27 protein-coding genes are annotated in these 26314 nt (G+C 42.8%); 21 read left to right on the top strand and 6 right to left on the bottom strand.

The window, feature by feature from the left end:
• On the bottom strand, positions 1–593 hold a 593-nt coding region (locus DI53_RS14530; RefSeq protein ID WP_037501078.1), incomplete at its 3' end, for a hypothetical protein.
• A 439-nt stretch (positions 594–1032) separates the two neighbouring features.
• Complete coding sequence (locus DI53_RS14525) at positions 1033–1896, bottom strand: mechanosensitive ion channel family protein (RefSeq protein ID WP_037501075.1); 864 nt, start codon at positions 1894–1896, stop codon at positions 1033–1035.
• Between the two features lie 66 nt (positions 1897–1962).
• Here DI53_RS14525 and DI53_RS14520 point away from each other — a divergent pair, with 66 nt between their 5' ends.
• The 6 genes from DI53_RS14520 to DI53_RS14495 all read left to right on the top strand — a co-directional run bounded on the left by DI53_RS14520 (position 1963) and on the right by DI53_RS14495 (position 8267).
• The gene (locus tag DI53_RS14520) at positions 1963–3135 is read left to right on the top strand and encodes a cysteine desulfurase family protein (protein ID WP_037501072.1); all 1173 of its coding nucleotides are present in this window, start codon (positions 1963–1965) and stop codon (positions 3133–3135) included.
• 91 nt (positions 3136–3226) lie between these two features.
• Complete coding sequence (locus tag DI53_RS14515) at positions 3227–3553, top strand: HesB/IscA family protein (protein WP_037501066.1); 327 nt, start codon at positions 3227–3229, stop codon at positions 3551–3553.
• Positions 3554–3735: 182 nt separating this feature from the next.
• Positions 3736–4740 carry an aspartate--ammonia ligase gene (asnA, locus tag DI53_RS14510; protein WP_037501062.1) on the top strand — a complete coding sequence of 335 codons (1005 nt, stop codon included), beginning with the start codon at positions 3736–3738 and terminating at the stop codon, positions 4738–4740.
• Complete coding sequence (locus tag DI53_RS19690) at positions 4686–5222, top strand: hypothetical protein (protein WP_131555295.1); 537 nt, start codon at positions 4686–4688, stop codon at positions 5220–5222. Before asnA ends, DI53_RS19690 begins: the two co-directional genes overlap by 55 nt.
• Positions 5223–5295: 73 nt before the next feature.
• Positions 5296–6495, top strand: coding sequence for an enoyl-ACP reductase FabV (gene fabV / locus DI53_RS14500; protein ID WP_037501059.1), 1200 nt, complete (start codon positions 5296–5298; stop codon positions 6493–6495).
• A gap of 110 nt (positions 6496–6605) precedes the next feature.
• A complete protein-coding gene (locus DI53_RS14495; RefSeq protein ID WP_037501056.1) occupies positions 6606–8267 on the top strand; it encodes a PNGase F N-terminal domain-containing protein in 1662 nt (553 codons plus the stop codon).
• Between the two features lie 568 nt (positions 8268–8835).
• Here the strand turns inward: DI53_RS14495 and DI53_RS14490 are convergent.
• Positions 8836–9255: a DoxX family protein gene (locus DI53_RS14490; protein ID WP_037501050.1), complete on the bottom strand. Its 420-nt coding sequence runs from the start codon at positions 9253–9255 to the stop codon at positions 8836–8838.
• A gap of 1 nt (position 9256) precedes the next feature.
• The gene (locus tag DI53_RS14485; protein WP_037501047.1) at positions 9257–10213 is read right to left on the bottom strand and encodes an aldo/keto reductase; all 957 of its coding nucleotides are present in this window, start codon (positions 10211–10213) and stop codon (positions 9257–9259) included.
• Positions 10214–10338: 125 nt separating this feature from the next.
• Here DI53_RS14485 and DI53_RS14480 point away from each other — a divergent pair, with 125 nt between their 5' ends.
• The 15 genes from DI53_RS14480 (at position 10339) to DI53_RS14410 (ending at position 22295) form a co-directional block, all read left to right on the top strand.
• Positions 10339–12024, top strand: a complete 1686-nt coding sequence (locus tag DI53_RS14480; RefSeq protein WP_037501045.1) for an RluA family pseudouridine synthase — start codon at positions 10339–10341, stop codon at positions 12022–12024.
• A gap of 162 nt (positions 12025–12186) precedes the next feature.
• A complete protein-coding gene (locus tag DI53_RS14475) occupies positions 12187–14766 on the top strand; it encodes a DUF5686 and carboxypeptidase-like regulatory domain-containing protein (protein WP_052072424.1) in 2580 nt (859 codons plus the stop codon).
• 460 nt (positions 14767–15226) lie between these two features.
• A complete protein-coding gene (locus tag DI53_RS14470; protein ID WP_037501159.1) occupies positions 15227–15805 on the top strand; it encodes a Crp/Fnr family transcriptional regulator in 579 nt (192 codons plus the stop codon).
• 90 nt (positions 15806–15895) lie between these two features.
• Positions 15896–16276, top strand: a complete 381-nt coding sequence (locus DI53_RS14465; RefSeq protein WP_037501042.1) for a VOC family protein — start codon at positions 15896–15898, stop codon at positions 16274–16276.
• A gap of 4 nt (positions 16277–16280) precedes the next feature.
• Positions 16281–16709: an SRPBCC family protein gene (locus DI53_RS14460; RefSeq protein WP_037501040.1), complete on the top strand. Its 429-nt coding sequence runs from the start codon at positions 16281–16283 to the stop codon at positions 16707–16709.
• 61 nt (positions 16710–16770) lie between these two features.
• The gene (locus tag DI53_RS14455; protein ID WP_037501037.1) at positions 16771–17208 is read left to right on the top strand and encodes a DUF1801 domain-containing protein; all 438 of its coding nucleotides are present in this window, start codon (positions 16771–16773) and stop codon (positions 17206–17208) included.
• 33 nt (positions 17209–17241) lie between these two features.
• Positions 17242–17655 (top strand): DUF6157 family protein, encoded by a 414-nt coding sequence (locus tag DI53_RS14450; RefSeq protein ID WP_037501035.1) that lies wholly within the window; start codon positions 17242–17244, stop codon positions 17653–17655.
• A gap of 5 nt (positions 17656–17660) precedes the next feature.
• Positions 17661–18047, top strand: a complete 387-nt coding sequence (locus DI53_RS14445; RefSeq protein ID WP_037501033.1) for an iron chaperone — start codon at positions 17661–17663, stop codon at positions 18045–18047.
• A 180-nt stretch (positions 18048–18227) separates the two neighbouring features.
• On the top strand, positions 18228–18728 hold the full coding sequence (locus DI53_RS14440) for an SRPBCC family protein (RefSeq protein WP_037501031.1): 501 nt from the start codon (positions 18228–18230) through the stop codon (positions 18726–18728).
• Positions 18729–18783: 55 nt separating this feature from the next.
• Complete coding sequence (locus DI53_RS14435) at positions 18784–19227, top strand: VOC family protein (protein ID WP_037501029.1); 444 nt, start codon at positions 18784–18786, stop codon at positions 19225–19227.
• A 221-nt stretch (positions 19228–19448) separates the two neighbouring features.
• On the top strand, positions 19449–19970 hold the full coding sequence (locus DI53_RS14430; RefSeq protein WP_037501027.1) for an SRPBCC family protein: 522 nt from the start codon (positions 19449–19451) through the stop codon (positions 19968–19970).
• 64 nt (positions 19971–20034) lie between these two features.
• Complete coding sequence (locus DI53_RS14425; RefSeq protein WP_037501025.1) at positions 20035–20859, top strand: VOC family protein; 825 nt, start codon at positions 20035–20037, stop codon at positions 20857–20859.
• Between the two features lie 7 nt (positions 20860–20866).
• Positions 20867–21328 (top strand): SRPBCC domain-containing protein, encoded by a 462-nt coding sequence (locus tag DI53_RS14420; RefSeq protein WP_241462436.1) that lies wholly within the window; start codon positions 20867–20869, stop codon positions 21326–21328.
• A gap of 7 nt (positions 21329–21335) precedes the next feature.
• Positions 21336–21887, top strand: a complete 552-nt coding sequence (locus DI53_RS14415) for a DUF1697 domain-containing protein (protein WP_037501023.1) — start codon at positions 21336–21338, stop codon at positions 21885–21887.
• Positions 21888–21890: 3 nt separating this feature from the next.
• Entirely contained in the window at positions 21891–22295 is a 405-nt protein-coding gene (locus DI53_RS14410) for a nuclear transport factor 2 family protein (protein WP_052072423.1), read from the top strand.
• A gap of 14 nt (positions 22296–22309) precedes the next feature.
• Here DI53_RS14410 and DI53_RS14405 read toward each other — a convergent pair whose 3' ends face one another.
• Together DI53_RS14405 and DI53_RS14400 are read right to left on the bottom strand one after the other, a co-directional pair.
• Positions 22310–25465 (bottom strand): GH92 family glycosyl hydrolase, encoded by a 3156-nt coding sequence (locus tag DI53_RS14405; protein WP_052072422.1) that lies wholly within the window; start codon positions 25463–25465, stop codon positions 22310–22312.
• A gap of 141 nt (positions 25466–25606) precedes the next feature.
• Positions 25607–26203 (bottom strand): hypothetical protein, encoded by a 597-nt coding sequence (locus DI53_RS14400; RefSeq protein ID WP_037501021.1) that lies wholly within the window; start codon positions 26201–26203, stop codon positions 25607–25609.
• Positions 26204–26314 lie beyond the last annotated feature (111 nt).

Below are 26314 nucleotides of genomic sequence, written 5' to 3'. Positions count from 1 at the left end.
TAGAGATCATGCTTGATCGTCATCAGCTGCTCATCGCTCACATCTCGCTGCAAAATAGCTTGCAATGCAGTAAGAACTACTACGGCAAAGGGATTCTTATTAGCACGAAGTGCAGTCCCGTCCTGATCCAAAATTTTGTAACTATTAAATGTGTAGTGCAAACGAGTACCCATAAATTCCTGCACATACACACTCGGACGGTAAGCATGATGATTATCCGCCAAGATGGCGATTGCTGTGACCGGAACCTTGTATTTATCGGTAATCCGATAGAAATACTGAAACATGCGTGCAGGAAGATCTCCTTTGCCCTTACTGGATTGCACCTCAATATGGCAAAGTACATATTTCTCGCTGCCGTCTAGCAAATAGACTTTAACCAACTTGTCAACATAGCGTATACCCCGATTATTAGGTTCTGGTGGAAAAAGGCTTTCAAACTCCTTATCCAAATACTCAAAGCCGCGTTCCAAGTCAAAAATTTGCGCAGCGGCTGGAAACATAAAGGTCAGGAAATGTGCGAAGGTATCCTCGATAACGGACTTCCATAACGGATCATCTATACGACGATCGGATCGTTTCGTTGAGCTCATACAATTCAATTATAAATGGTTACTAGACCAAATATAAGGGAAAAAGAAAATGAAAACTAATTATTTTAGCAAAAAAAATCACGACGAAATATACTCTCCCCGATTTATTGACTTACGAATTGTCATGTTGAGATTCCGATACACCGAGAATGACAACATCGGACAAAGATAAAACCATCACGATTACCTTTTTGTTAGTAAAGAAATTGACTTGGATTCGGAGTGTTGAATCAAACATGCGACAAGTCTAGGATAGCATATCCAACCCAATCGAATAAATTAAAACGTTGAAAAGAAATTTTAGATCAATGAAAAAATCAATTTTTAGATTATTAAACAAGATCAACCAAGTTGCCTTACCAAAGTTAAGCCAGAAGGACCCGGCTACACTAAATAAATGGCAGCAGGCCATACTGGCCTACCGCTATTATGTGCTTACTCAATCATTGGATTGATTTTTCTTTGGAATACTTGCCAAGATAGTGCCATCAGACTTGATATGCATTTCTGTCTGCGGATAAGGAATGGAGATCCCTTTTTCGTCTAAGGCTAACTTGATACGCTCCTGCATCTCATTATGCGTCGTCCAAAACTGATCCTTGTTTACCCAGCCACGAATAGTGAGGTTCACTGCGCTATCCGCTAATTCGCTAACAAAGATTTCTGGGGTAGGCGTTTTGAGGATACGCTCATCAGCATTTATCAACTTCTCTATCGTCTCTTTTGCTTCTTTGATGTTATCATCGTAAGATATGCCAACGATAAACTGGAATCTCCGCGAAATAATTTTTGTGAAATTTTTGATTACGGAATTCGCTAAGGTACCATTTGGACTAAAAACCCTGATCCCTTCACCACTTATCAATGTCGTGTATAAAATATCAATGCGATCAACTGATCCTTCGGATCCATTATTACTCGATATATAATCGCCCACCTCAAATGGACGGAAAAGCAAAATTAAGACGCCGCCTGCAAAATTTGACAAACTTCCCTGCAGCGCCAAACCTACCGCCAAACCAAAAGCTGAAAGTGCTGCAATGAACGAGGTTGTCTGTATCCCCATTGTACTGGCAACAGTCAAAAGCAGCAAGCAATAGAGTGAAAATTTGATCAAGCTGCTTAGAAAGCTACGGATAGAACGGTCTACATTTCTACGTTCAAACCTCCGTTCAATGATCCGCAGTGCTAAGCCGATGAGGTAACGGCCGACCACCAAAATAATCAACGCTATCGCTATGGCAGGCAGTTTTAGAATAACGACATCAATTAATCTTTCGATACTGTTTTCAAATTTTTCCATCTAACAAATTTAAAATTTTATCTGTTTTATTGAAGACATTTGTCAATTTAAGCCTATCTTTAAGGTATGTCTTGGATATATTTGGACAACAACGCAACCACTAAAATTGATCCCGCTGTCTTGGAAGATATGCTTCCTTTCCTGCAAGAATCTTATGGAAACGCATCAAGCGTACAACATCGGATGGGCCGAGAAGCTAATGAAGCTATAGCATTGGCAAGGCATCAGGTAGCCTTTAAATTAGGATGCAAAGACAATGAGATATTCTTCACATCAGGAGCTACCGAAGCTGTAAACACTGTTCTGCGCGGCATAGCGGATGCTTATCAGCGAAAAGGAAAACACATCATAACCTGCCTTAGCGAGCATAAGGCAGTCCTGACCACCTGTGCCTTGCTGGAAAAACGCGGTATGGAAGTAACCTATCTACCCGTAAATCAACAGGGGCAGCTAGACCTTCAGCTTCTCGAAGACAGCATTCGTGACGATACTGTATTGGTCAGTATTATGGCGGCCAACAACGAAACGGGTGTGATTCACCCGATCAAAGAAATAGCTGATATCTGTCAACGACGGGATGTGCTTTACTTTTGCGATGCTACCCAATACATAGGAAAAAAAGAACTAAATCTGGCGAATATTCCTATTGACATCCTGACATTTAGCGCTCATAAGATTCACGGCCCGAAGGGTGTCGGCGCACTTTTTATTCGCCGTAAAAGCAAGCCGATTCAAATTCCTGCACTCATTAGCGGCGGCAAACAAGAGCAGGGTTTACGAGGCGGCACCTACAACGTCCCAAACATTATTGGGTGTGGCAAAGCAATGGAAATTTCCAAAAACCATGCGTATATAAAAGTATATCGAGACTTATTGGAAGAACAATTAACTTCCAGAATACCGCAGTGCTTCGTGCATGCACCTGCAACTTCCCGGTTGGACAACACGAGCTTCATTGCCTTCCGGCATATTAAATCTGCAGAGCTGATGACCAGCATGCCACAGATAGCACTTTCTTCGGGTTCTGCATGCGCATCAGGACTGCTTGATCCTTCCCATGTTTTAAAGTCTATGCAGGTTTCCGATGAAGATTCCTTCAGCAGTTTACGCTTCAGTTTAAGTAAGTACACCGAACGTGAAGAGATCTTGCAAACAGTGGAAGAATTGGTGGCAACGGTAGAACAAGTAAGGTCGCTCTCCCCTATTTGGAAACTTTTTCAGGACGGGCTGATAGACTGATTATTTTGACAATTGGATAACGTATTTGTATTGCATGTATAGGCAAGATTAACGTTATTTGCAATGTATAGACGATTAATGCGATATAACCATGGTAACGATTACAGATAAAGCAAAACACCGTATAGAGCAAATTATGCAGGAAGAAAGCTATGATGCTAACTACTTCGTGCGTGTAGCCGTGGAAAGCGGTGGATGCTCTGGCTTGTCATACAAGTTGAACTTCGATAACGAAGAAAAGAAAGGTGATCAGTTTTGCGAGGATAAGGGCGTAAAAATATGTCTGGATATAAAATCATACCTCTACCTTGCCGGAACTGAACTCGACTATTCTGATGGTCTGGGTGGTAAAGGTTTTGAGTTTCACAACCCTAATGCCAGCCGTACATGCGCATGTGGCGAGAGCTTTTCCGTGTAAAGGATAGACTCGAAATAATCATGAAAGGGAGTTAGATAAAAGTTAGCTCCCTTTTTTATGTAAAAAACCAAATATAAATACCCATTATTTAATAATTTCATTACTTTTACGCCTATACATTAAAAATATATCAATCGTAAATCTATTTTTCAAGCGATAGTTTGGGGAAACAACATTTTTTTATGGGACGTAATTTATTAAAAACCGAGCAGGCTATCACGTTTGTTAAGGAATCCTTTTCACGTAAACTTATTCAAGCTTTAAATCTGATACCTGTTTCATCTCCACTGGTCGTGCTTGACGGCACGGGGATTAACGACGATTTGAATGGTATCGAACGGCCGGTTAGTTTTCCGATAAAGTCATTAAATGAGCAGCGAGCGGTCGTCGTCCATTCCCTAGCAAAATGGAAACGGGTGCGACTCAAGGAACTGGAAATCGAAAAAAACGAAGGAATAATAACAGATATGCGCGCGTTACGTCCGGATGAGGATTACACCCCGATACATTCTATATATGTTGATCAATGGGACTGGGAAAAACACATCGATGCAAGCGACCGTACATTTTCCTACCTCAAACAAACTGTATTGCAGATTTATCAATCACTTTACGATACAGAGCGCGAGGTGGAAGCGAAATATCCTGATATAAAAGCCGCACTCCCTTCAAGTATCCACTTTATTTCTGCCGAAGAACTGCTGCTTGCTTATCCGGACCTTACACCTAAAGAACGTGAAAATGCTATAACAAAAACGCACGGCGCCGTATTTATCTATGGTATTGGGGGCGTGCTTAGCAATGGCTTCCCGCATGACGGCCGCGCGGCTGATTACGACGATTGGAGTTCGGATAATGAAAATGGCTATAAAGGTCTAAACGGTGATATACTCGTATGGAACCCCGTGCTCCATACTGCATTTGAGCTTTCCTCCATGGGCATTCGAGTAAACAAAACGGCCCTCGCACACCAGCTCGAAGTGCGTAACAATAGCGAGCGTGCACAACTTTCTTTTCACAGTATGCTTTTGGGTGATAAGCTTCCAGAATCTATTGGTGGGGGGATAGGACAATCGCGAGTGTGTATGTTTATGTTGAAGAAAGCCCACATTGGCGAGGTGCAGGTAAGCATATGGAACGAAGAACAACGGATCTTCCTTTTGGAGCAAGATATCAATCTTCTTTAATTCAGGGCGTTCGTTCAAACAAATTCACATGCCTTTCGTTCTTAGCGAAAGGCATTTTTATGATACAGCGAAATTTCTATGTTGCTTTGCTGCTAGCCCTGTCGCTCGCTGCATGCCAGAACGAAACAACAAAAACGGAAAATGTTGGTGAGAAAGACCAACCAGCGAAGGAGCAGCTTACAGAAGAGAGCAAGAAGCCTATTATTTTCGAACGCCAAAAGGTCGAAGGTGTGAAGGATACGCTAACCTTCGATGTGAAGCACGCCGCCACCTTTACCGCCGCTATCAAAACCTTGGACGGTTCCGGCAGCATCCGCATAAACCAAATTGTCTTTCCCGATGGAACTACAGACGGCCCTTTCGGAGACAGTATGACTGACAGTCTTACCAAAACCGGAACTTACCAATTGATCATTGGCGAAAGCCAAATGCAGGAAAACCGCTACTCAGGAGCATACACGGTGACCGTAGAACTGAAATAACACGATAAGTTGCTCATAATTCTATTAAATTTAGTTAATTTGCATCTTCAATTTCAATAGATAGAAAAATAATATGATCATACAACCACGTGTAAGAGGCTTTATTTGTTTGACATCGCACCCAGAAGGTACTGCGGAACATGTTAAACAACAGATAGCTTACGTAAAATCGAAAGGCAAAATTGAAAACGGTCCGAAAAAAGTATTGGTAATCGGTGCCTCTACAGGCTTTGGTCTGGCCTCACGTATCACAGCTGCGTTTGGATCTGATGCATCTACGATAGGTGTCTTTTTCGAAAAACCGGCAGCTCCGGGCAAGCCGGGAACAGCAGGCTGGTACAATAGTGCAGCATTTGAACAAGAGGCTAATCAGGCTGGTCTATATGCGAAAAGTATCAATGGTGATGCCTTTTCCGATGAAGTAAAAAAGCAAGCTATTGAGTTGATCAAACAAGACCTTGGGCAAGTTGACCTTGTCGTTTACTCCCTAGCGTCGCCGCGTCGTACACATCCGAAAACTGGCGTAGCCCATTCGTCGGTGCTTAAACCAATAAATCAGCCCTTCACAAATAAAACTGTCGATTTCCATGCAGGTGTTATATCAGATATATCTATTCAACCTGTAGAAAGTGATGACGACATCGAAAATACGATCGCTGTAATGGGTGGCGAAGATTGGAAATTCTGGATCGAAGAATTAAAAGCAGCAAACGTATTGGCTGACGGTTTAAAAACCGTAGCGTATTCTTACATTGGGCCTGAACTAACATACCCGATCTACAGAAACGGAACAATTGGTAAGGCGAAAGATGATTTGGAAGCGACCGTACCTGTACTTAATGATCTATTGGCAGACCTTAACGGAATAAGCTATGTATCGGTAAATAAGGCGCTCGTTACGCAATCAAGCTCCGCTATTCCGGTGGTACCTCTTTACATCTCTTTGTTGTACAAAGTGATGAAAGAGAAAGGAATTCACGAAGGTACGATTGAGCAAATTCAACGTTTGTTTGCAGAACGATTGTACACTGGCGCAGCACCCGCTTTAGATGATAAAGGAAGAATCCGTGTAGACGATCTTGAAATGCGTGAAGATGTACAGGCAGAAGTCGCTAAACTCTGGGAACAAGCTACAACAGAAAACTTGGAAGAGATATCTGATATTGCTGGCTACCGAAACGAATTCTTCCACCTATTTGGTTTTAATTTCAGCAACGTAGATTACGAGGCCGATACAAACGAAGTCGTCGAAGTACCAAGCATTAAAGGCTAGTATCATAAAAAAATATATAAAGGCAGTAGCGGAGATCACTACTGCCTTTTTTTTATACATGTTTTTAAAAAATTTTGATCTCTTTTTATTAGACCTCAATTTTGAATATCATGAAGAACTACCTCTTGTTTATTGCAGTGATGCTGATATCTATCCAGCTATTCGGACAAGCTTACAAAATCAGCTATCAACGTAGCTACAACGACAAGATATCGCAAAATGATGACCCTCTGACGGTATTTACTTCGAAGGAGCAAACTGTGATTACCAGTGAAAAAGCAACACAGTCTTTGGCGCCATACCCTTACGAAACCTTTTATGTAGATCGCAGCAATCCATCGCATTATTATCGGCTGACGACCTTTTCCGCTGATAAAGAACTTGCAACTTTAGATACATCTATTTTAAGTCGTAATACGCTAACGCTTACGAAAGATACAAAGAAAATATTGGGCTACCATTGTAAAAAGGCGATAACCGCCGTTAACTCCAATAGCATCGAAATATGGTACACAAACGATCTACCGGTCAAAGGGTCACCAACAGAGCTCGGTCAAAATCTTGGTTTAGTGCTAGAATACGTTCGGAATGGCAATTCTAAAATTACCGCAACTAATGTTGAGAAAATAGACCGTGTATCTCAGCATGTAGCGTTACGCAAATTTAGTTTACAGGTAGATGCGCTAACCTATCAAGATGAGGTATGGAAAAGCAGGTTCATTCAGATTCCTATTTTTCAAGATGAGCAGATAAATTTTTCGGAAGAAGCCAAATCAGACAGCGTTATGCGTTTTGCAAATGGAACGGTCATCGTTAAGAAGGTAAAGGTTCCAGAGGTCAAAGCCGGCAGCCAAGCTTTTGTACAGCTTATTGAAAAATCGAATGGAGATGCTTATGACCGTACAGGCTCAGTTTTTCTGATTGCAGACGACCAAGCACAAAGCTTTTTAGACGGCATGAAGAATGGGATGAATACGTTACCCATGTACAGTAATGGCGATGGCGAAAACTATCCCGGAATGGTGCGCACGGTTGGCTACTCTCCCATTTACGAACTGATGCGATTTTTCACACCGTTCGGCGTATCGCACTTTAATGATCGGTTGACATTAAAGGGCAAAACTTGGCAAGATTCCGTGCTTTACCGGCAAGATGTTTCTGAATTTTTAAGTGTGGTGAGCGGTAGAGAAGTTTACATCGGCACTTATATTGGCAACTATGATAAAGGCGGTCATCGTGTAAGCTTAGAGCTTACCATACATCCCGGTAGCTCGAAAATGGAATATCCACATGTATTATCCGTATTCAATAGCACAAACGTAATGGAGATGGGTGGACAAACATACGCTCGCTTTTTTAGTCAGGAAAAGGGACTCGAGGTATCTTTCGAGCTAGCTAATGACGCCCAAGATGTACAACTTCGTTATATCACCACTGGCCACGGAGGTTGGGGTGAGGGCGATGAGTTCGTCCCGAAAGAAAACAGTATATATTTGGATGATAAGCTGGCATTCCAGTTCACCCCCTGGCGCACGGATTGCGGATCTTACAGATTATACAACCCAATATCTGGAAACTTCCAAAATGGGCTCTCGTCTTCGGACTTAAGCCGCTCCAACTGGTGCCCAGGAACTATTACAACACCAAACTATATCCACTTGGGCGATTTAAAAGCTGGTAAACACAGCATTCGAGTACATATACCGCAGGGTGAACCTGAAGGGAGCAGTTTTAGCTTTTGGAATGTTTCGGGCGTGCTACTCTATCGATAATAGCACAACCTGCGATGGAGCTATTAAATAAAAAACTGTACGAATTTATTTTTTAAATACTTTTTAAAATAATCATACAGTTTTTTTTAAGTATTGTGTAATGCGTAGTGCGGATATAGATTGTAGCATGTAGTACTTAGTATGTAGAACTGCGCAGTGGGTAGTAAGAATTTTGAAAAATTACTGCAATTGCACCTACCTTCATTTATGCGAACTGTCGCATCGAAAGCTTTGCAATATTTTAGAACAGGGTATTGCGTACAGCGTATTGCGAAGGTAGATTTTAGTATGTAGTACTTAGTATGTAGAATTGCGTAGTGAGAAATTTCGAAAATTACTGCAATTGCACTTAACATTATTAAACGAAATGTCGCATCAGTTTTGTTGCGTCTGTAGTCATCTGCCTCAGCACTAACCCAACAGGGATGCAACAAAAATAAGCGACAGGCTTTTGCTACTTTTGCCCCACAAAAGTAATGCCTTGCCGCGGCATGCGGCGGATAGATGGTGAGTAGGACAAAGCGTTGAACAAAAAGTCAAATCTTTGCCCTAAAAATAACCATATCTCTTAACGACCCCGTTTAAACAACAAATAGTCTAAACTGAATTTACCGGGCCCGAGCAGAAAAATAGCTAAATAGCCAACGAAAAAAGCGCTGGCCAACTCATGCTTACCAAAAAATTGCCAATTATGCACGGACATGATAACCAATACCGTGATAAGCAAAGGAATGGTGGCCAACCTTGTAAACAGTCCAAAAATCAAAAATATAGAACAAAAGAATTCTGCAAAGATGGCTAAGCTTAATGAAAATGTACTACCTAATCCCATAAAACTCATAAATTGCCCTTTGCGCTCTGCAAATTCCACAAGTTTAGCGTAGCCATGTTGAGGAATCATCAGCGCTCCAAAGCCGACCCGAAGGAGCAGTGAAGCGAAATTTGATGCTGCTGTCCCTTTGGGCACCGTAAGAAAAAACTTCTTCATACTAATAAGCGCTTGCTTCGTCCAACAACGTTAATTCTTCTTTTGCAAAAGTAAGCCCTACTGCATCCACAAAAGGTTGGAGATGTAAAGCTTTTGTGGCACTCGCAATAGGTGCCGCTACCGTGGGTTGCTGTAAAAGCCAGGCAAGTGCGACGGCGGCAGGCGTCGTACTGTGCTGTTCTGCAACATATTGCAAAGCCTTCACAATCTTTTCGCCGCGCGGATTCCAATACTGTTCCTTAACACCATTGCCCCGAGCAGACTTTGCAAAATCGTCTTCACTTTGGTACTTGCCCGTAAGAAAACCACTTGCTAACGAAAAATAAGGAATCACCGATAGCTCATACACCGATGCAATATCCTTATATTGCGTTTCAAATTTTTCTCGTGAGTAGAGGTTATATTCCGGCTGTAAGGTGACGTACTTCGGTAACTCAAAGCTGAGACTGGTTTCCAGTGACTCACGAAGTCTATCAGGCGATAGGTTGGAAGCCCCGATATAGCGCACCTTGCCGGCTTTGATCAATTCTTCATACGCACGAAGCGTCTCTTCAACAGGTGTTTCTTCTTGATCGAAATGAGTCTGATATACATCAATATAATCCGTTTGCAAGCGATTCAGGGAGAGCTCGACTTGCTCAATAATATGCTGCCTTGTCGTATTAGGTTTTGGACTATCAGCGAAAGCACCGCCAACCTTTGTCATCATTACAACGCGATCGCGATTGCCGCGCTCCTTCATCCATTTCCCCAATATCGTTTCGGACTCGCCGCCTGTATTTCCCGGAACCCAATAGGAATATTGGTTCGCCGTGTCTATAGCGTTAAAACCAAGATCTACAAAAGCATCTAAAATTTCAAAAGAGCTTTTTTCGTCTAACGTCCATCCAAAAACGTTTCCACCAAATATGATTGGTGCGATATGCAATTCCGTATTATTCAAGATCTTTTTTTCCATATGTAAATATCCAAATTAAACAACACAATGTACGCTTTTTACTGTTTTAGCAGGAAATGGCACGTCCATATTATTGTCATAAATCCGAATAAATTTCTACTTTTGTGCGGCAATAATGCCCCTGTATGTTTGTTAATAACACCCCTTTTCTTCATTCTTTTAAAGTTGATGTTTCACATCTGGAGAAGCCTTCGCGCTTTACTTTTCCTTTTAGCTATGACCCACACCCGCTCAGTGAACTAGCAGCAAGTGAACTACAAGCGTATCTGGAACAGCAGCAAGATTTTCAGCACAATTTTGGTTTGCACGATAAGGAAGGCCCTGCTATCGGTAAAATGTTCGGGGTGCTCGTTGTAGAAACCGAGCAGGGTAATTTGGCTTACCTCGCGGCTGTGTCGGGCAAGCTTGGCAATAGCAACCAGCATAAACACTTCGTGCCGCCGGTATTCGATATGTTGACCGACGACAGTTTTTTTTTAATGGAAGAGGAAAAGATTAACGCAATAAACAGGCGGATAGAAACCTTGGAAAGCGATGTTACTTTGGCCGAATTGCAAAGAAAACTTGACGAACTACAACAGCAAGCACAATCTGAACTGGCCGCCTTCCGTCAACATATGAAGAAAGAAAAGGCGGGTCGGAAAGAAAAACGAACGCAAAGCAGACTCTCGCTGTCGGATGAGGCTTATCAGCTATTGGTAGAAGATCTTATCAAACAAAGTTACCGCGACCAACATGAATACGATGTACTGAAAGCACAATGGAAAAGTACCGTGGATACGATACAGCAGGATCATCAACAGCGGCAGCATGCCATCAACGAGCTGAAAGACGAACGCAAAATTCGCTCTGCTACGCTACAACGCCGGCTTTTCGATCAATATCAATTCCTGAATGCTGCTGGCGAAGAGCGCAGCGTACTTTCCATATTCTCCGAAAGGAAACAACTCACTCCGCCAGCCGGCGCAGGTGAATGTGCAGCGCCAAAACTGTTGCAACATGCTTTTAAACATAAGCTGAAACCAGTATGCATGGCTGAATTTTGGTGGGGAATATCGCCGGCATCTGAGGTGCGTAAGCATAAAAATTACTACCCGGCCTGTAAAAGCAAATGTGAGCCTATCCTCGCCCATATGCTCCGCGGTCTACATGTAGACGATAATCCGCTGTTAGAAAATCCAGCAGCTGGACAACAATTTGATATTATTTTTCAAGATGATGATATTGTCGTTGTAAACAAACCTGCAGAATTTCTTTCCGTACCGGGCATACACATACAAGATTCGGTGTATACGCGCATACTAGCGATGATCCCTGATATATCTGGTCCCGTCATTATTCACCGCTTAGACATGTCCACGTCAGGTATCCTCATACTCGCGAAAAACAAGGATGCGCATAAATTTATCCAAGACCAGTTTATAAAGCACACCGTTTTGAAACGTTACACAGCTCTCCTCGAGGGGCAGCTTTCAATTGCTGCGGGCATAATCGATCTTCCCCTTCGCGTTGATCTTGATGATCGGCCTCGCCAAGTCGTATGCTATGAATACGGTAAACCAGCGCAAACAAAATTTACCCTATTAAGAAGCGAAAATGGTAGGACACGTGTCCATTTTTTTCCGCTGACTGGGCGCACCCATCAACTTCGCGTTCACGCGGCGCACAGCCTCGGACTAAACACACCAATCGTCGGAGACGATCTATATGGTAAGCGCGATAAACGTTTGCATCTGCATGCTGGTCTTATCCAGTTTCAGCATCCATCAACGCGTAAAATAGTTACTTTTGAAGTCCCCGATCCATTTTAGGTAGGCCGATATTTACACAATAATCAAAAGAAAGTCACATTCGTTTTTGAACGCAATAATCCCTTTTCAAATCATTTAAACAATCATTACTTTTGTCGGAATTCCTAAAGAGTTGACCTTGGCAGTTCAAAAGTCAATTCGATAGTTTCAACAAGTATTGTTATGTTTACGACTCTCATACATGTAGCCCAAAGGGTAGCTACAACGCTATTGGTGCTATTTATCTTTTCAACAATATCGATTGCGCAAGATTTGCACATCAAAGGACGCGTGATGGATGTCACGAATAAGCAACCTATCGGTTACGCTACGGTGGCAGCAATTGGCTCTACAAGCGCCACATCAACAGATGATAATGGAAGTTTTGCTTTAAAGGTTGAACATGGTTTTAGCAAGGTGCGAATATCTTACGTTGGTTACGAATCGCAGGACATAAGCATCAGTGGCGATAGCTATCAGGAGCTCACAATTTACTTGGTTCCAGAAGAGAATACGCTTGAAGCTGTCGAGATAAGGGCTCCGCGGCGTTCGAAATACTCCAACAAAAACAACCCCGCCGTGGAACTCATCCGGCAAGTTATTGCTCATAAGGATGAGAACAGACTAGAAGCCTACGAATATGCTGAATACCAACAATACGAAAAGATATCCCTAGGATTGAGCAACTTATCCGAAAAGTTTAAAAACCGCAAAGTATTTAAAAATTACCAGTTTTTATTCGAGCAAGAAGATGCTGAGAACGGCGCAACAAAGGGCTATACCTTACCCGCGTTTATTGAAGAACGCCTTTCACAGTTTTATACGCGTAAAAAACCAAGCAGCAGTAAACAGCTGATTCTTGCCGAGCAGCGTGCCCAATTTGACCCGAAGTTTATCGATAATAACGGCATGAGTGCTTACTTCAATAAACTGTATCAGGATATTGACATTTACGATAGTAACATCGAGCTGGTGACTAATCAGTTCTTAAGTCCTATAGCAGGATCGTCGCCTACGTTCTATAAGTTTTACATCACCGATACGATAAAGACCGAAACGCCCTACTTGGTAGAACTAAGTTTTTTCCCTCGAAACAAGGCTGATCTACTCTTTCAAGGTAAGCTATACATCACACTTGATGGCCGTTATGCCGTTAAACATGCAGAGCTAAGCGTAGCCAACGACATCAACCTCAACTTTGTTCGCGACTTGGATGCTAAGCTCGATTACGAGCGCGATACCAACAATCGATACTATCTAAAAACGAGCTCTTTGGGATTAGATTTCTCCCTTACAGATAAGGGAACCGGCATCAAAGGGAATCGCACCGTCATCTTTGAAGATTTTAGAACGGGCGTTGCACAGCCGGATAGTATCTATGATGGTGCTTCGGTGGTGAAAGTATTTGAGCAAGAGAAAAAGCCTATTGCTGACGACTATTGGTTGACGCATAGACCTGTGCCACTGGAAAGCAACGAAGAAAACATCTACCACAATATAGATACCCTGCAACTCATGCCATCCTTCCAGCGCTTTCTGGACATCAGCTCGTTGGTTTTATCCGGTTACAAGCAATTGGGCCCAGTGGAAGTAGGTCCGGTGAATACATTCTATAGCTTTAATCCGGTGGAAGGATTTCGGCTAAGGTTGGGTGGCCGAACTACTGACCGGCTTAGTAAGCGTTTTTACGCCGAAGGCTATACAGCGTATGGCTTTAAAGACGAAAAATGGAAGTATTTCCTAAGCGCAACCTACGCCTTGAATAATAAATCGGTGTATACCTTTCCGCAACACTACTTGCGCGCCTCCGTGATGCGTGATACGAAGATACCAGGGCAAAATCTGGAGTTTGTACAGGAAGATAACTTTTTGCTCTCGTTTAAACGCGGCGAAAATGAGCGGTACCTATACAACGATATCTACCGGTTAGAATATAAACGCGAATTTAAGAACAATTTCTCGTACGTGCTCGGCTTCTCCAAATGGAGGCAACAGCCTGCCGGTATTCTAACCTACCAGATGATGGATGAAAACGGCGATAATAAATTGTTTAACGATTTGAATACCACAGAGCTTTCATTAAGCTTACGCTATGCGCCGCACGAGGAATTTTACCAGGGAAAGTTATACCGCACACCGATTTTTAACAAATATCCGATCTTCTACCTCAACTACGTTGCTGGGCTGAAGAATGTGTTGGAGGGTGAATATAACTACCACAACTTTACTTTGGGTGCCGACAAACGCTTCTATTTTTCTCAATTGGGCTATGCGGATGTCAATGTGGAAGGAAACTATATTTTAGGCAACGAGATACCATTCCCTTTCTTAAATATCCATCGGGCAAACCAAACATATGCCTACCAATTGCGTTCGTACAACTTAATGAATTTCTTAGAATTTGTGAGCGACCATTCGGTTTCGGCAAACATACAATATTATATGAATGGCTTCATATTAAACAAAGTACCGCTAATCAAAAAGCTGAAGTGGCGCGAAGTGTTTAGCCTGAAAGCGATTTATGGAGGATTGCGCAACGAAAATAATCCAGCTTACACCAACAACGTCTTTCAATTTCAAAAGAACAATGATGGAGAAGCTATCACATATGGTTTTGGCAACAAGCCCTACGTGGAGGCCAGCGTAGGACTAACGAATATTTTTAAATTTATTCGGGTGGATTATGTTCGGCGGTTAAACTATCTTGATCAACCGGAAGCACCCAAGCACGGCATTCGGGTGCGGGTGAAATTTGATTTCTAAAACTGCTATGGTTTACTTAGAAAAGCTGCTTTTTGATAAAGGCAGCTTTTTTCTGTAAAGATAGCACCTCGTCATACCTCCCATCGTGATAACACTCACTTTTATCACACGTGACATCTCAATTCCCATTACGCACTACTTAATACACAACACGCTGTTCCTCCTTCCGCAATGGCGTTTAAGTCCAAAAATGCGTCCTTGCGAGGAAGTATGACGCGGCAATCTGCATTTTTACAAGCGTAAGATTGCTTCGTCCTCGTCCTCCTTCCGCAATGGCGCCTACTTTTATTCAATTCTCCCTACGCAATACACAATACGCCAAAAGAAGTCATTCTTTTTGAGCGACCTTTTATAAAATCATAATATCGCTATCACATTCCAAATATTTTTATAATTTTAATAATAATTGTGATGTGTTTATGATCTTAATAAAGTGAAACAATTTCTATAACCAATGCTTATGTACCCAGATAAACTTCGGTTAATTTATCAATATCCATCCATGACCTATACTGATTTAGATCAAGTTGTAGAAAAGCACGAAAAGATGACGTTCAAAAAAGGTGATTTATTACTGCGTGAAGGTCAGATAAGCGATTGCTATTATATTTTGGAAAAAGGAATCGTTCGGTCCTTCGTTTATGACTATGATGGAAATGATATCAGTACAAACTTTTTCTGCGAAGACGAGATCGTTATCGAAGTCGCCTCCATATTTCATCACATTCCTACACAGGAAAATATAGTATGCTTAACAGATTGTACGCTTTGGCGCATTCAATTTGATGCTTTTCAAGATCTTTTCGCAAAAATTCCGGCTGTTACGGAATGGGGACGAGCATGGCTATCACACCAGCTTTTTTTAACAAAAAAAAGAGCGCTCGATATGATCAGTCTTTCGGCGATTGATCGCTACCAACAGTTACTCGAAGAAAAGCCACAGATACTACAACAAGCGCCATTGAAGCATATCGCAACGTTCTTGGGCATCACGGATACCTCATTAAGCCGTATACGGAAAGAATTGGTAGGAAAGTAGCACCTCGAAGGAAAAAGTTGTCTTAGGGTAAGATTTGCAAACACTTCAGCCCTTATTTTTGGATAGTAAACCGATAAAACAAGAGGCGTTATGGAGATTAATTTCAAAGGTGGGCTCAATATGGCAATGAAAATTTCGACCGCTGACTACGAACGGACGGTGGCTTTCTACAGAGACATACTTTTGTTTGATGTCGAAGAAATCCCGATAACGCATCCTACGGTCTTGCGGACACATAGGCTTCATTTTGGTCCGAACATATTGTGGTTAGATTGCGTTGCGGATGCTACACAACCGCAAGTATGGCTTGAATTGTACACCGATAATGTGGAACGCGCAACCACCTACCTCCGGACAAATGATGTGACCACATGCGATGAAATCGAAGAAATAAGCCCGTCCATGCACTGGATCAAAGATCCATCGGGCAACGTCTTACTCTTAAAAAAACAGAAAGAAAACGTAGAATAATGATATGGAAAAGATAACAGTGAAATCGCGTATAGCGAACAATGTGGCAACGATTTGGAATGCATACAACTCGGCGGAAGATATCATGCAATGGAATCAAGCGTCTGCAGATTGGCAGTGTACAAACGCAAAGAACGACTTACGGGTTGGCGGAAAATTCAGCAACAGAATGGAAGCGAAGGATGGAAGTTTTGGTTTCGATTTCGAAGGTCAATATACAGCTATTGAACCTTTTAAACGTATTGCATATGCTATGCCAGATGGACGGCAGGTGGACATCAACTTTGATGAACATCGTGATGGAACGGCTGTTGAAATTACTTTCGATGCAGAAAGCGAAAACCCCATCGACATGCAACGCGATGGTTGGCAAGCTATTTTAGATAATTTCAAAAGCTACGTAGAGCGAGTTTACGGAGGCACAACGTCCTGAGAACCCGGAGGCTAGTGAAAATACCTTTATATTAACAAGACGCTAAACGCACAAATAACAAATGGCAACAAACAAAACAGCTTACACAACGGAATCTGTATCGCTATTCCTGCAAACCTTACTGGATGACCAAAAACAAGCAGATAGTGAGGCGCTAATCAGACTAATGGAAGCTGCTACCGGTGAAAGCGCTCAGATGTTTGGCCCCAACATTATTGGTTTTGGGCGGTATGCATACACATATGCCAGTGGGCATTCCGGCGAAGCTCCCTTAGTTGCTTTCTCTCCGCGTAAAAGCGCATTCTCGCTCTATGTGTATACCGGCAACGAACAACACCGCTACTTGCTGGCCAACCTTGGTAAATTCAAGATAGGTAAAGCTTGTATATACGTAAAGCGACTTGCAGATATCGATATACCATCGTTGGAAGCGTTAATGCAAGAAAGTATAAAATTTCTAAGCAACACTTACACGCGTGTAAAGCCAAAAGATGGATAATAGCTAACCACCAATCCTACATGCAATAATTCTATGAAAAAGCATTCCACAAACTATTACAATAGCTTAATAACGACGGCGGAAGATAGCAAAGCTGATCAGGGAAGTAAGCCGCCGGAGAAAACCGAAAATAAAACCATTGCGCAACTGCAGTTTGATCTAATCGGCAATTCCCCCTTTCATTACACATCAGACGAAGTCCTGTTCTTAATTTATGCGCAGAAAAATGACCTACATAATTCGGAAGTTCCAGAAGCACGCGAACGTTTTTTTTCTAAGGGACAACCATGCCTGCGCACCTCGCCCTTAGCAAAGACCTACGGCTGGGGAATATTATCAAACGATGAAGGGAAAGTTAAACTAGTGGATAGCGCCTCGCCGTCTTATCAGGAACTGCTTGCTGATGACAGCATAAAGAAGATATCGGCGATGAGATCAAAAAGATAAAGGTTATGAAGAACACATGCAACACGATCGACGAATACATCGCACAGTTTCCGGCTGATCAGCAGCAGCTGTTACAAGCCACCAGAGAGGTCATACGCAAGGCTGCTCCAGAAGCGACGGAGGCAATCAGCTATCAAATGCCTACGTTCCGTTATCATGGTAACTTGATCCATTTCGCACGGTTTAAAAATCATTTGGGCATTTATCCAGGCCCGGATGCTATCGTCCACTATCAGGCGGAATTAGCCAAATACAAAACTTCCAAAGGAGCTATTCAGTTACCGCTTAACGAAGAGCTACCACAACAGCTGCTTGAAAAGATTGTACACTTCAATATGCAAAAAATGAAAGAAAAGGCTGAAGCAGGGAGCAAGAAGAAGACGAAAGGCTAAGGAGTCCAACGACTAAGACAGGCGCATTTTGAAACGAGCATGATATCAACAATGCCATTAGCCGTTCAGAAATCTTGTCCTATGCCAAGCCCGGCTATGTACAAACCTATTAACTTTGTTATAGTCAAGAAGTAGACAAGACCTTAAAGCACCTATTAGTAAACTGAAAATAATAGCATCATGGAAAGAACAAACACTATGCAATTCGAGATAGCGGCAGATGGTAGGTCTGTCCACATTTCACGGCAATATGCAGCTCCCTTGGAGCAGGTTTGGAAGGCTTGGACAGAGGCTTCCATTTTAGACCAATGGTGGGCACCAGAGCCTTGGAAATGCCATACCAAGCACATGGATTTCCGCGAGGGAGGTGAATGGCTTTACAGCATGAATGGACCCGATGGTGAGGTAGCTTGGAGCCGTTGCTCATATGGCGAGATAGAACTACTTTCTTATTTCGAAGGAAAAGACAACTTCTGTGACGAGCATGGACAACCGAATGCTGACATGCCATCCATGCACTGGCGTACCGAATTTAGCGAAAACGAAATGGGGACACGCGTTGAAAATCACCTCCGTGCAAAATCTGCGGAAGATCTATCACAATTGGTAGATATGGGTTTTAGAGAAGGCTTTGAGATGGGACAGAACAACCTAGGAGATTGGTTAGCGAACAACAAGTAGCTTATTTACTATCAGATAACAGGCTTCATACAATAAACATAAAAATTTAATAATCATGGCAAAACTACATGCTTACCTTAACTTCAACGGCAACTGCGAAGAAGCTTTTAATTTCTACCAGACCGTATTCGAAAAACCACTTTTAGGCACGCACCGTTTTGGTGATATGCCAGCAGACCCTAACTTTAGCATTCCAGAAGAAGATGCGCATAAGATAATGCACACTGCAATAAAAATCAATGAGGATGTTATGCTTATGGGGTCGGATTGTGTCGAAAGTTTTGGCCAAAAGGCGGTGTTCGGTACTGGAACATATATTATGCTTGATACAGACACTGCGGAAGAAGCACGCCAGCTCCATGATAAGCTAAGCATAGATGCGCGAAACATGGAGATGGATCTCGAAGAAACATTTTTTGCAGAGCGTTTCTCTTCTTTCACAGATAAATTTGGAATCAGCTGGATGATCCATTACGAAGGAAACAAGAAAATGGGGTAAATTGGCAAAATAGCAGAAGATAGACAATAACCTCGTTATCAATTGCATATATTCTGCTATTGCCATTTTCGCAAATGCAATTAGCCGTAGACGTACTGGTAACGCCAAAAAATGTGAAAAGCGGGTATACAGTCATTCGTCCCACTAAAGGATCTGCCAGAGATCAATCTAGGGGTGCTGCAGCTAATCTTCAATATTTAAACAGCTAACAACTAGACATTATGAAAATTTTAAAGTATATCCTCTTAACCGTTGTAGCGCTGGTAGTCCTCGTGCTGATCATCGCGCTAATTTTACCCAGAAAATTTCATGCAGGTAGTCAAATTACTATTGATCGTCCAAGTGCAGAAGTATTCGATTATGTGTCTGCAATAAAAAATCAAGGGAATTATGATGCCTGGTCCAAACAGGATCCGAACATCGAAAAAAAGTATTCGGGCACTGATGGCACTGTAGGTTTTACGTATGAGTGGAAGAGCAAAAAAGTAGGCGACGGGAAACAAGTAGTGACGCATATCGAGCCGGGTAAGCGAATCGACATGAATCTTTACTTTCAGGGAACGGGCATTGCAAATCCATCTTTTATAGCTGTAGAAGATCTCGGCCCAAACCAAAGTCAAGTGACATGGGAAATTAGTGGCACCATGCCCTACCCTTTCAATATCATGAATGTTTTTTATGATATGAATAAGGATTTTGAGGTGGGACTTCAAAACTTAAAGACTATATTAGAGACACAATAATATGAGAACGTTGGAGCGGTCAAGTCGCGGACGTTATCGAGTTTTGTTAACCTAATAATCAATAATGAAAGGAACTATTTACCCTGCAATTTGGTTTAGCGAGGCTGCCAAAGAAGCATTTAAAGACTACGTAGAGATATTTCCCGACAGCCAAATTATAGAGAGCAATGCCATCGTAGTTTCTGCTAAATTGAATGGAGTACCCTTTATAGCTATAAATGGCGGGCCGTATTTCAAGCCCAATCCTGCTATCTCTTTCATGGTGATTTGTGAGACACAGGAAGAGATAGATCGTCTCTGGGAGATGCTTATGGATGATGGGGAAGTAATTATGCCGCTCGACAGTTACGCCTGGAGTCCGTACTATGGATGGATGAGTGATAAAAACAAAGTATCCTGGCAATTATTTTTAGGCTCGCTTGAAGACGTAAACTATCAGCCAATAATGCCCACCCTCCTATTTTGCGGCCCGCAGCAGGGCAAGTGCAAGGAAGCGCTCGCCTTTTACAAATCGGTCTTTCGTGAGTTTACAGATCAGGGCAGTATGTCCTATCCAGATGGGGATCGAGAAGGACAAATCTTGCAAGCGCAATTTATGGTGAATGGCATGACGCTAATGGCAGCAGACAGTGTGCATGACCAACCTTTCTCATTCAATGAAGCTTTGTCTTTAGTCATTCCGTGTCAAGATCAAACAGAAATTGACTATTATTGGGCGGCTATGACTAAAAATGGCGAGGAAAGTCGATGTGGCTGGTGTAAGGATCCCTATGGCGTGAGCTGGCAAATCGTTCCGCATAATATTGATGAACTTCTGCGGAACAACCCTGCGGCAAATAAGACATTAATGCGGATGAATAAAATAACCATTGCAGATTTGATGATTTAAATAGATAATGATGCAGAAATTAACAGCAAATGCACAGATCCAAATTCAGAAATCGATGAACGACGTGTTTCAGGCGATCATCGAACCCTCAAAAATGAGCAACTATTTTATTGGCGAATCCAGCGGCACACTGGAAACAGATAAAACCGTACAATGGTCTTTCCCTGAATTTCCAGAATCTTTTCCTGTGACGGGTAAAGAAATTGTTGCGGATACATACATTTCTTTTGACTGGAGTGGCGGCGAGGCAAATCAGCTGGTAGAAATTTTCTTGAGCGAGGGTGATAACAACTCCACCGTTGTGCGGATCGTGGAGCACGAAATGGAGAACACTCCGGATGGCGTCGAACAAATGAAAAGACAAACAGGTGGCTGGGCGAATTTCCTGGCCTGTTTGAAGGCCTATTTAGAGTATGGTATCAATCTGCGCATAGGAGCTTTTGACTATATGAAACAATCGGAACGATAACAAGCAGGTGAAAGAGCAAAAACAAACTACTTACATCGTTTTGCTGCGGGCTGTGAATGTATCGGGCAAAAACATGATTAAGATGGCTGAACTACGGCAGGAGTTACAGGTAGCCGGGTTTTCAAACGTAATAACCTATATTCAAAGTGGCAATATCCTGCTAAAGTCCTTGGAGCCAGCCGATATCGTCGCAGGTAAAGTCAAAGTACTCATCGAAGATAAATTTGGTCTGACCTTAGAGGTGTTTGTACTGGACAGGTCTTTCCTGCAAAAGGCGCTTGATAAAATTCCCATAAAAGGCAAACTCGCGCCAAACCATCTGTTTATCACCGTACTTAACAAAGAACCAGATAAAGCGCTTTTAGAGAAAGTCAAAGCTATTGATCATGCTGATGAAACTTTCGATATAGTGGAGAATATCCTCTACTTTTATCTCCCAAACGGTGCCGCTCGCGCAAAAATGAGCAACAACTACTTTGAAAAAAAGCTGCACGTGATTGCTACCGGACGAAATTTAAACACCTATCAAAAACTACTTGAGCTTGCTGAAAACTTTTAAACTATGAAACCTACCGTACCAACCTATTGCGGAAATTCACCGAAAATGCAGCTGATTGCTGACTTCAACCTAGCATTTGCAGCGGGCGATATCCAGAAAGTACTAAGTTACGTGCATGACGACATCCAATGGGAAATGTTAGGCGATCAAATTATCACCGGACATGAGGCAATAGCAGCCTTTATTAAAGAGCATGCTAATCTCCAAGTTGTGTCGTGGGAGGTAGAAGATATCCTGTCGCATGGAAGGTTAGGCTCAGCGCGAGGAACAGTGCAGTTGGATAAGCAGACAATTTACTTCGCCGATTTCTACACGTTTACCTCCACCGCAGCAAACGCAAAGATTAAGAAAATCAAAACCCTGGCAATTTCCAAAACTTTGCAAAAAGGAATCTTGCCAGGGTTTTGATACGGAACGGGAAGCTATTTCTGATTGCTTTCAATACCCCATTGCCTATTCGGCTCGCTTCCCATTTCAATTTGCAGGCTTCCGCCCTGTAGCAGTGCCGCTGCCGGAAACTGGAAACTGTTCAGCGGCTTACCGTTGAGCAACGCGCTTTGCACAAATTTGTTTTTTCTTGATGCATTTTTAGCCTCAATGACAAAAGTCTTCCCTCGTCCATAGCGCCCTCCAAGATCGATGACTACCTTTTCAAAAATCGGACTTGCAATTTCATACTGTGGTTCGACACTACAGCCGCCATCTGTTTGAAATAAGCCTAGCGAGGCCATCATAAACCATGCGCTCATCTGCCCTTGGTCTTCATCTCCTAGATATGCATTAGCTTGGTCAAAACCATAGTACCGATCTATGATGGCACGGCTCCATTGTTGCGTCAACCAAGGCTTGCCCACGAAATTAAAGAGAAAGGCAAAATGCATCGATTGTTGGTTACCCTGTATCACCGGATAATCCCAATAAGCATCATTCGGCGCATTAAAACGCCATTTGTAGCTTTCCTTAAAGCCCCATTCCAAACGGTCAATAAAGCGTTGCTTACCGATCAAATCGGCCAGTCCGCGCACATCCTGCGGCACAAAATAGGTCAGTTGCCAGCTGTTACCTTCCACATAATGTTTGTTGGCTCCTGATTTGAATGCATCAAAATCAGGCAGCCATTCGCCTGCCGAGTTACGCATTCGCGCGAAACCAGATGCCGTATCGATAACATTCCTCCAGGAAGCCGCACGCTTTTCGAATATCTTGTATATATCTTCCTTGCCCAATGCTTTAGCGAACTGGCTCACCGTCCAGTCGTCATAGGCATATTCCAAGCTATTGCTAAATCGACCTTTATCATAAGGAACATAGCCGTATTGCAGGTACGGCTCTAGATCTTCATTACCTGCTCGTCCTTTCCCGACTTGCGTAGCCGGTGTCGTCTGCATCTTGTGCACTGCTTCAAACGCTTTACTCACATCATAATCACGAATACCCATTTGGTAGGCTCCCACCAACAGCGGAATCTCATGCTCGGCAACCATCACCGGGATGTATTCCATACCAGCCGGTCCTTTCGCCAGGAAACCGTTGGCATCATACATCGCTAACTGCGACTTCACCCATTTCGAAGACCATTCCGGCGTCACCAAATTCCAGAATTGATTGAGGTTCCAAAAGGTATTCCAAAAAGCATCGCAACCCAACGCCACATCTTTTGGATCTGCAAAGCGTTGTACCTGCTCTGTCGCATCAACCCAAGAACCATCACTATCGCTCCAGGTATTGCGACTACACAATGCGCGGTACATATTATTGTAGAAACGTGATTTTTCCCGACTATCTGCCGAAGAGACCTTTAAACGCCCCATAAGGCTGTTCCAGCTTGCAACATGGGCATGGCGTACCGCATCGAAATCCCAACCAAAGGGCTTTTCTATTTCTGTTTTTAGATTCATTGATGCACCCTCAATACTAACCAAAGAAATACCAGAACGCGCCTGCACTACAGGATGTTTGTCGGTATCAAACTCGGCATAAGCACCGGCATTCTGTACATCCTTGCCCGTTAGCTGATCTGCAGGGCGTTCTTTTCCATCAATCCAACCAGCAAAGTCTTTAATATCTTGGTCAAACTCAATCACAAAGTGCAAGGTATAATCCTGATCGACACCGCCTGCCCAGGCATCCTTGGTTTGCTGCACACTAAAGCCTTCAAGTCGTCGAGTACCGACTTTTTTGATCTGAAATTGTTTGACGGTGTAATCATATTCAGCCGGTATCTGTAAGTCGATCATCACGCGCCCCGGTTTGCCTTCAGGAAAGGTATAACGCTGAAATCCACAACGCGTTGTGGATGTTAATTCTGCTTGGATATTGTACTTCTTAAGCAAAACCTTATAGTAGCCAATCGGTGCTTCCTCGCTGCTTTTATCGATTTCAGATCGGTAGCCGCTCTTGGGATCATGCTGACTGCCGACGGTATACTTCATTTCGCCGCTGACAGGCATCATCCCCAAGCCTGCCATGGTCCATTCATGGATATGGCTAAATGTTCCGATACTTTCTATCGTCGGATCGTAACCTGCCATCCAACCTGCATTTTGATTATCGGGACTAAGTTTTACCATGCTGAAAGGCATCCACGGTCCGGGCGCTATCATCCATCGCGAATGCGCCGTTCCAATTCGGGTGTCTACGTACTCCGCTTGTTCATGTAGGGGCTGCATGGAAGTGGTAGCCACACCTTCCCGCAATAGTTTACCAGATAGGTATATTTGCCAGTCGAGTTGTTTGCTCTTATTGCCTACAGGCATCGGTGCTTCCAGAATATATCGACCCGTGTCCAATTGCTTATTGATTACAGTCTTACCCGCAATCTTAACGCTGAGCATAGGGCTTCCAGAAAGATGCTCCACATCCACAAGTAGCGGCTGCACACGAGCCTTGCCCTGCCGCGTATTGTAATTAGCCGGTCTCACCGCGCGTAGAAAGGCTTCATCAGAAGCCAAAGGATGGATCATACCCGCCCCTTCCAATCGTAGGTTGTTAAAAACAATCCAACTACCTTCCAAAATAGTCAACTGTATACTATTACCTCCGTCACGAAGCATTGCAGCAGGAATAGGAACTTCCAGCGTTTTCACCACCGTGCCCGATAATTCACCGGAAAGCCCGCGGTCATTCCCCGTGTGTGGGAGCCGAAACTTAAAATCTTGCCCATTGACCGTAATCTTCACCAATGCCGGATCTTTACCATTAAAGGCAGAAAGATCCGTTACGAATGTATAAGCGTTATCTTGCAGTGGAAATGTCGGCTCGAAAAGAATGTTAAGCTGATGTGATCGAATACCTGATGTAGGGCCGGTACCCCCCCAATGATCTGCGGGTCCCGGCAACACATACGGCCAGTCCGATTTTGGATTGGACTTACCTACCAAGTAGAACCGATCTTCCCAACCAAAATCCTGCGCAAGAAAGTCTTGATAGCCGCCGGGAGCTAAAGCAAAATTGGTTGTTTTGCCTCCTTGATCACCAATCTGCCATATAACATGCTTCTGAGCGATCCCTAGATTGCACTCCAAGAGGAAACAATAGAGGCTGCACAAAAACAGGGGGAAAGAATTTATTTTTATCATGGTTTATAGTTTAGCGGTGACGCCGTTTGTAAAAAGCGCTTACCCATTATATCAATATGTTGTTTAACAACTTGGTTTACCGACGAACAAGCGTCGAATAATTTGGATACCATTTCGTGCTCGCCATAATTCCTTGACGTACTAAGGCAGATATTTTGAGGGTATCAAATTCGGCTGGTATTTCTTTCGAAAATCTATTTTCATGCTAAACAAAAACAACAACAAAAAGCCGGCACCAAAGAATAGGCTCAGCATGTAGTAACCCGATTTTAACATCGCATGCGTCCAAATGATTAATACTACAAGGAATATCCAGATCAGTGCTTTCTTCCATGGATTTCCATGAGTAAACTTTATAGCCTCTGCAGCGTTTTGTAAAATAATTCGTTCATGTAAGCCAATCACAAAATCATAATAAGCCTTTTGATTGGCCTTGGCCTTCGTGATGTCAGCTTCATTTATCTTTGATCGAGTAAATTTTTGATCTTCTCTTTCAATATAGTGCGTGACGCTCTGCAAATGAAGATGTAATTTATTGGTGAAATAGATATCGATGGTATGCCAAGAGACATCCGATAGGCCCAGATGAATTTTCTGAATATCCGTGTAACGAAATCTGTGCTCATCATCGGAACCATTTTTACGAATCTGAAAGACGATCTGCTCCTCCAGGAGCTTACAGATGATTCGCTTTTTCTTGGAAGCTATATAGTGAAAGGTTGATTCTAGATGTTGCATAGTTACTAGTTTAGGTGCATAATTATCGATTTCACAAAAAGGATGCGTTCCTATTTAATTTAATCTTTATACAAATGTCTTAAAAACCATAGCGTTAAACTATCCATGAAA

This window comes from Sphingobacterium deserti (genome assembly GCF_000757725.1).
GTDB classification, from domain to species: domain Bacteria; phylum Bacteroidota; class Bacteroidia; order Sphingobacteriales; family Sphingobacteriaceae; genus Sphingobacterium; species Sphingobacterium deserti.
The sequence above is the reverse complement of the archived record's forward strand: the minus strand, read 5'-3'. Positions and strand labels throughout refer to the sequence as shown.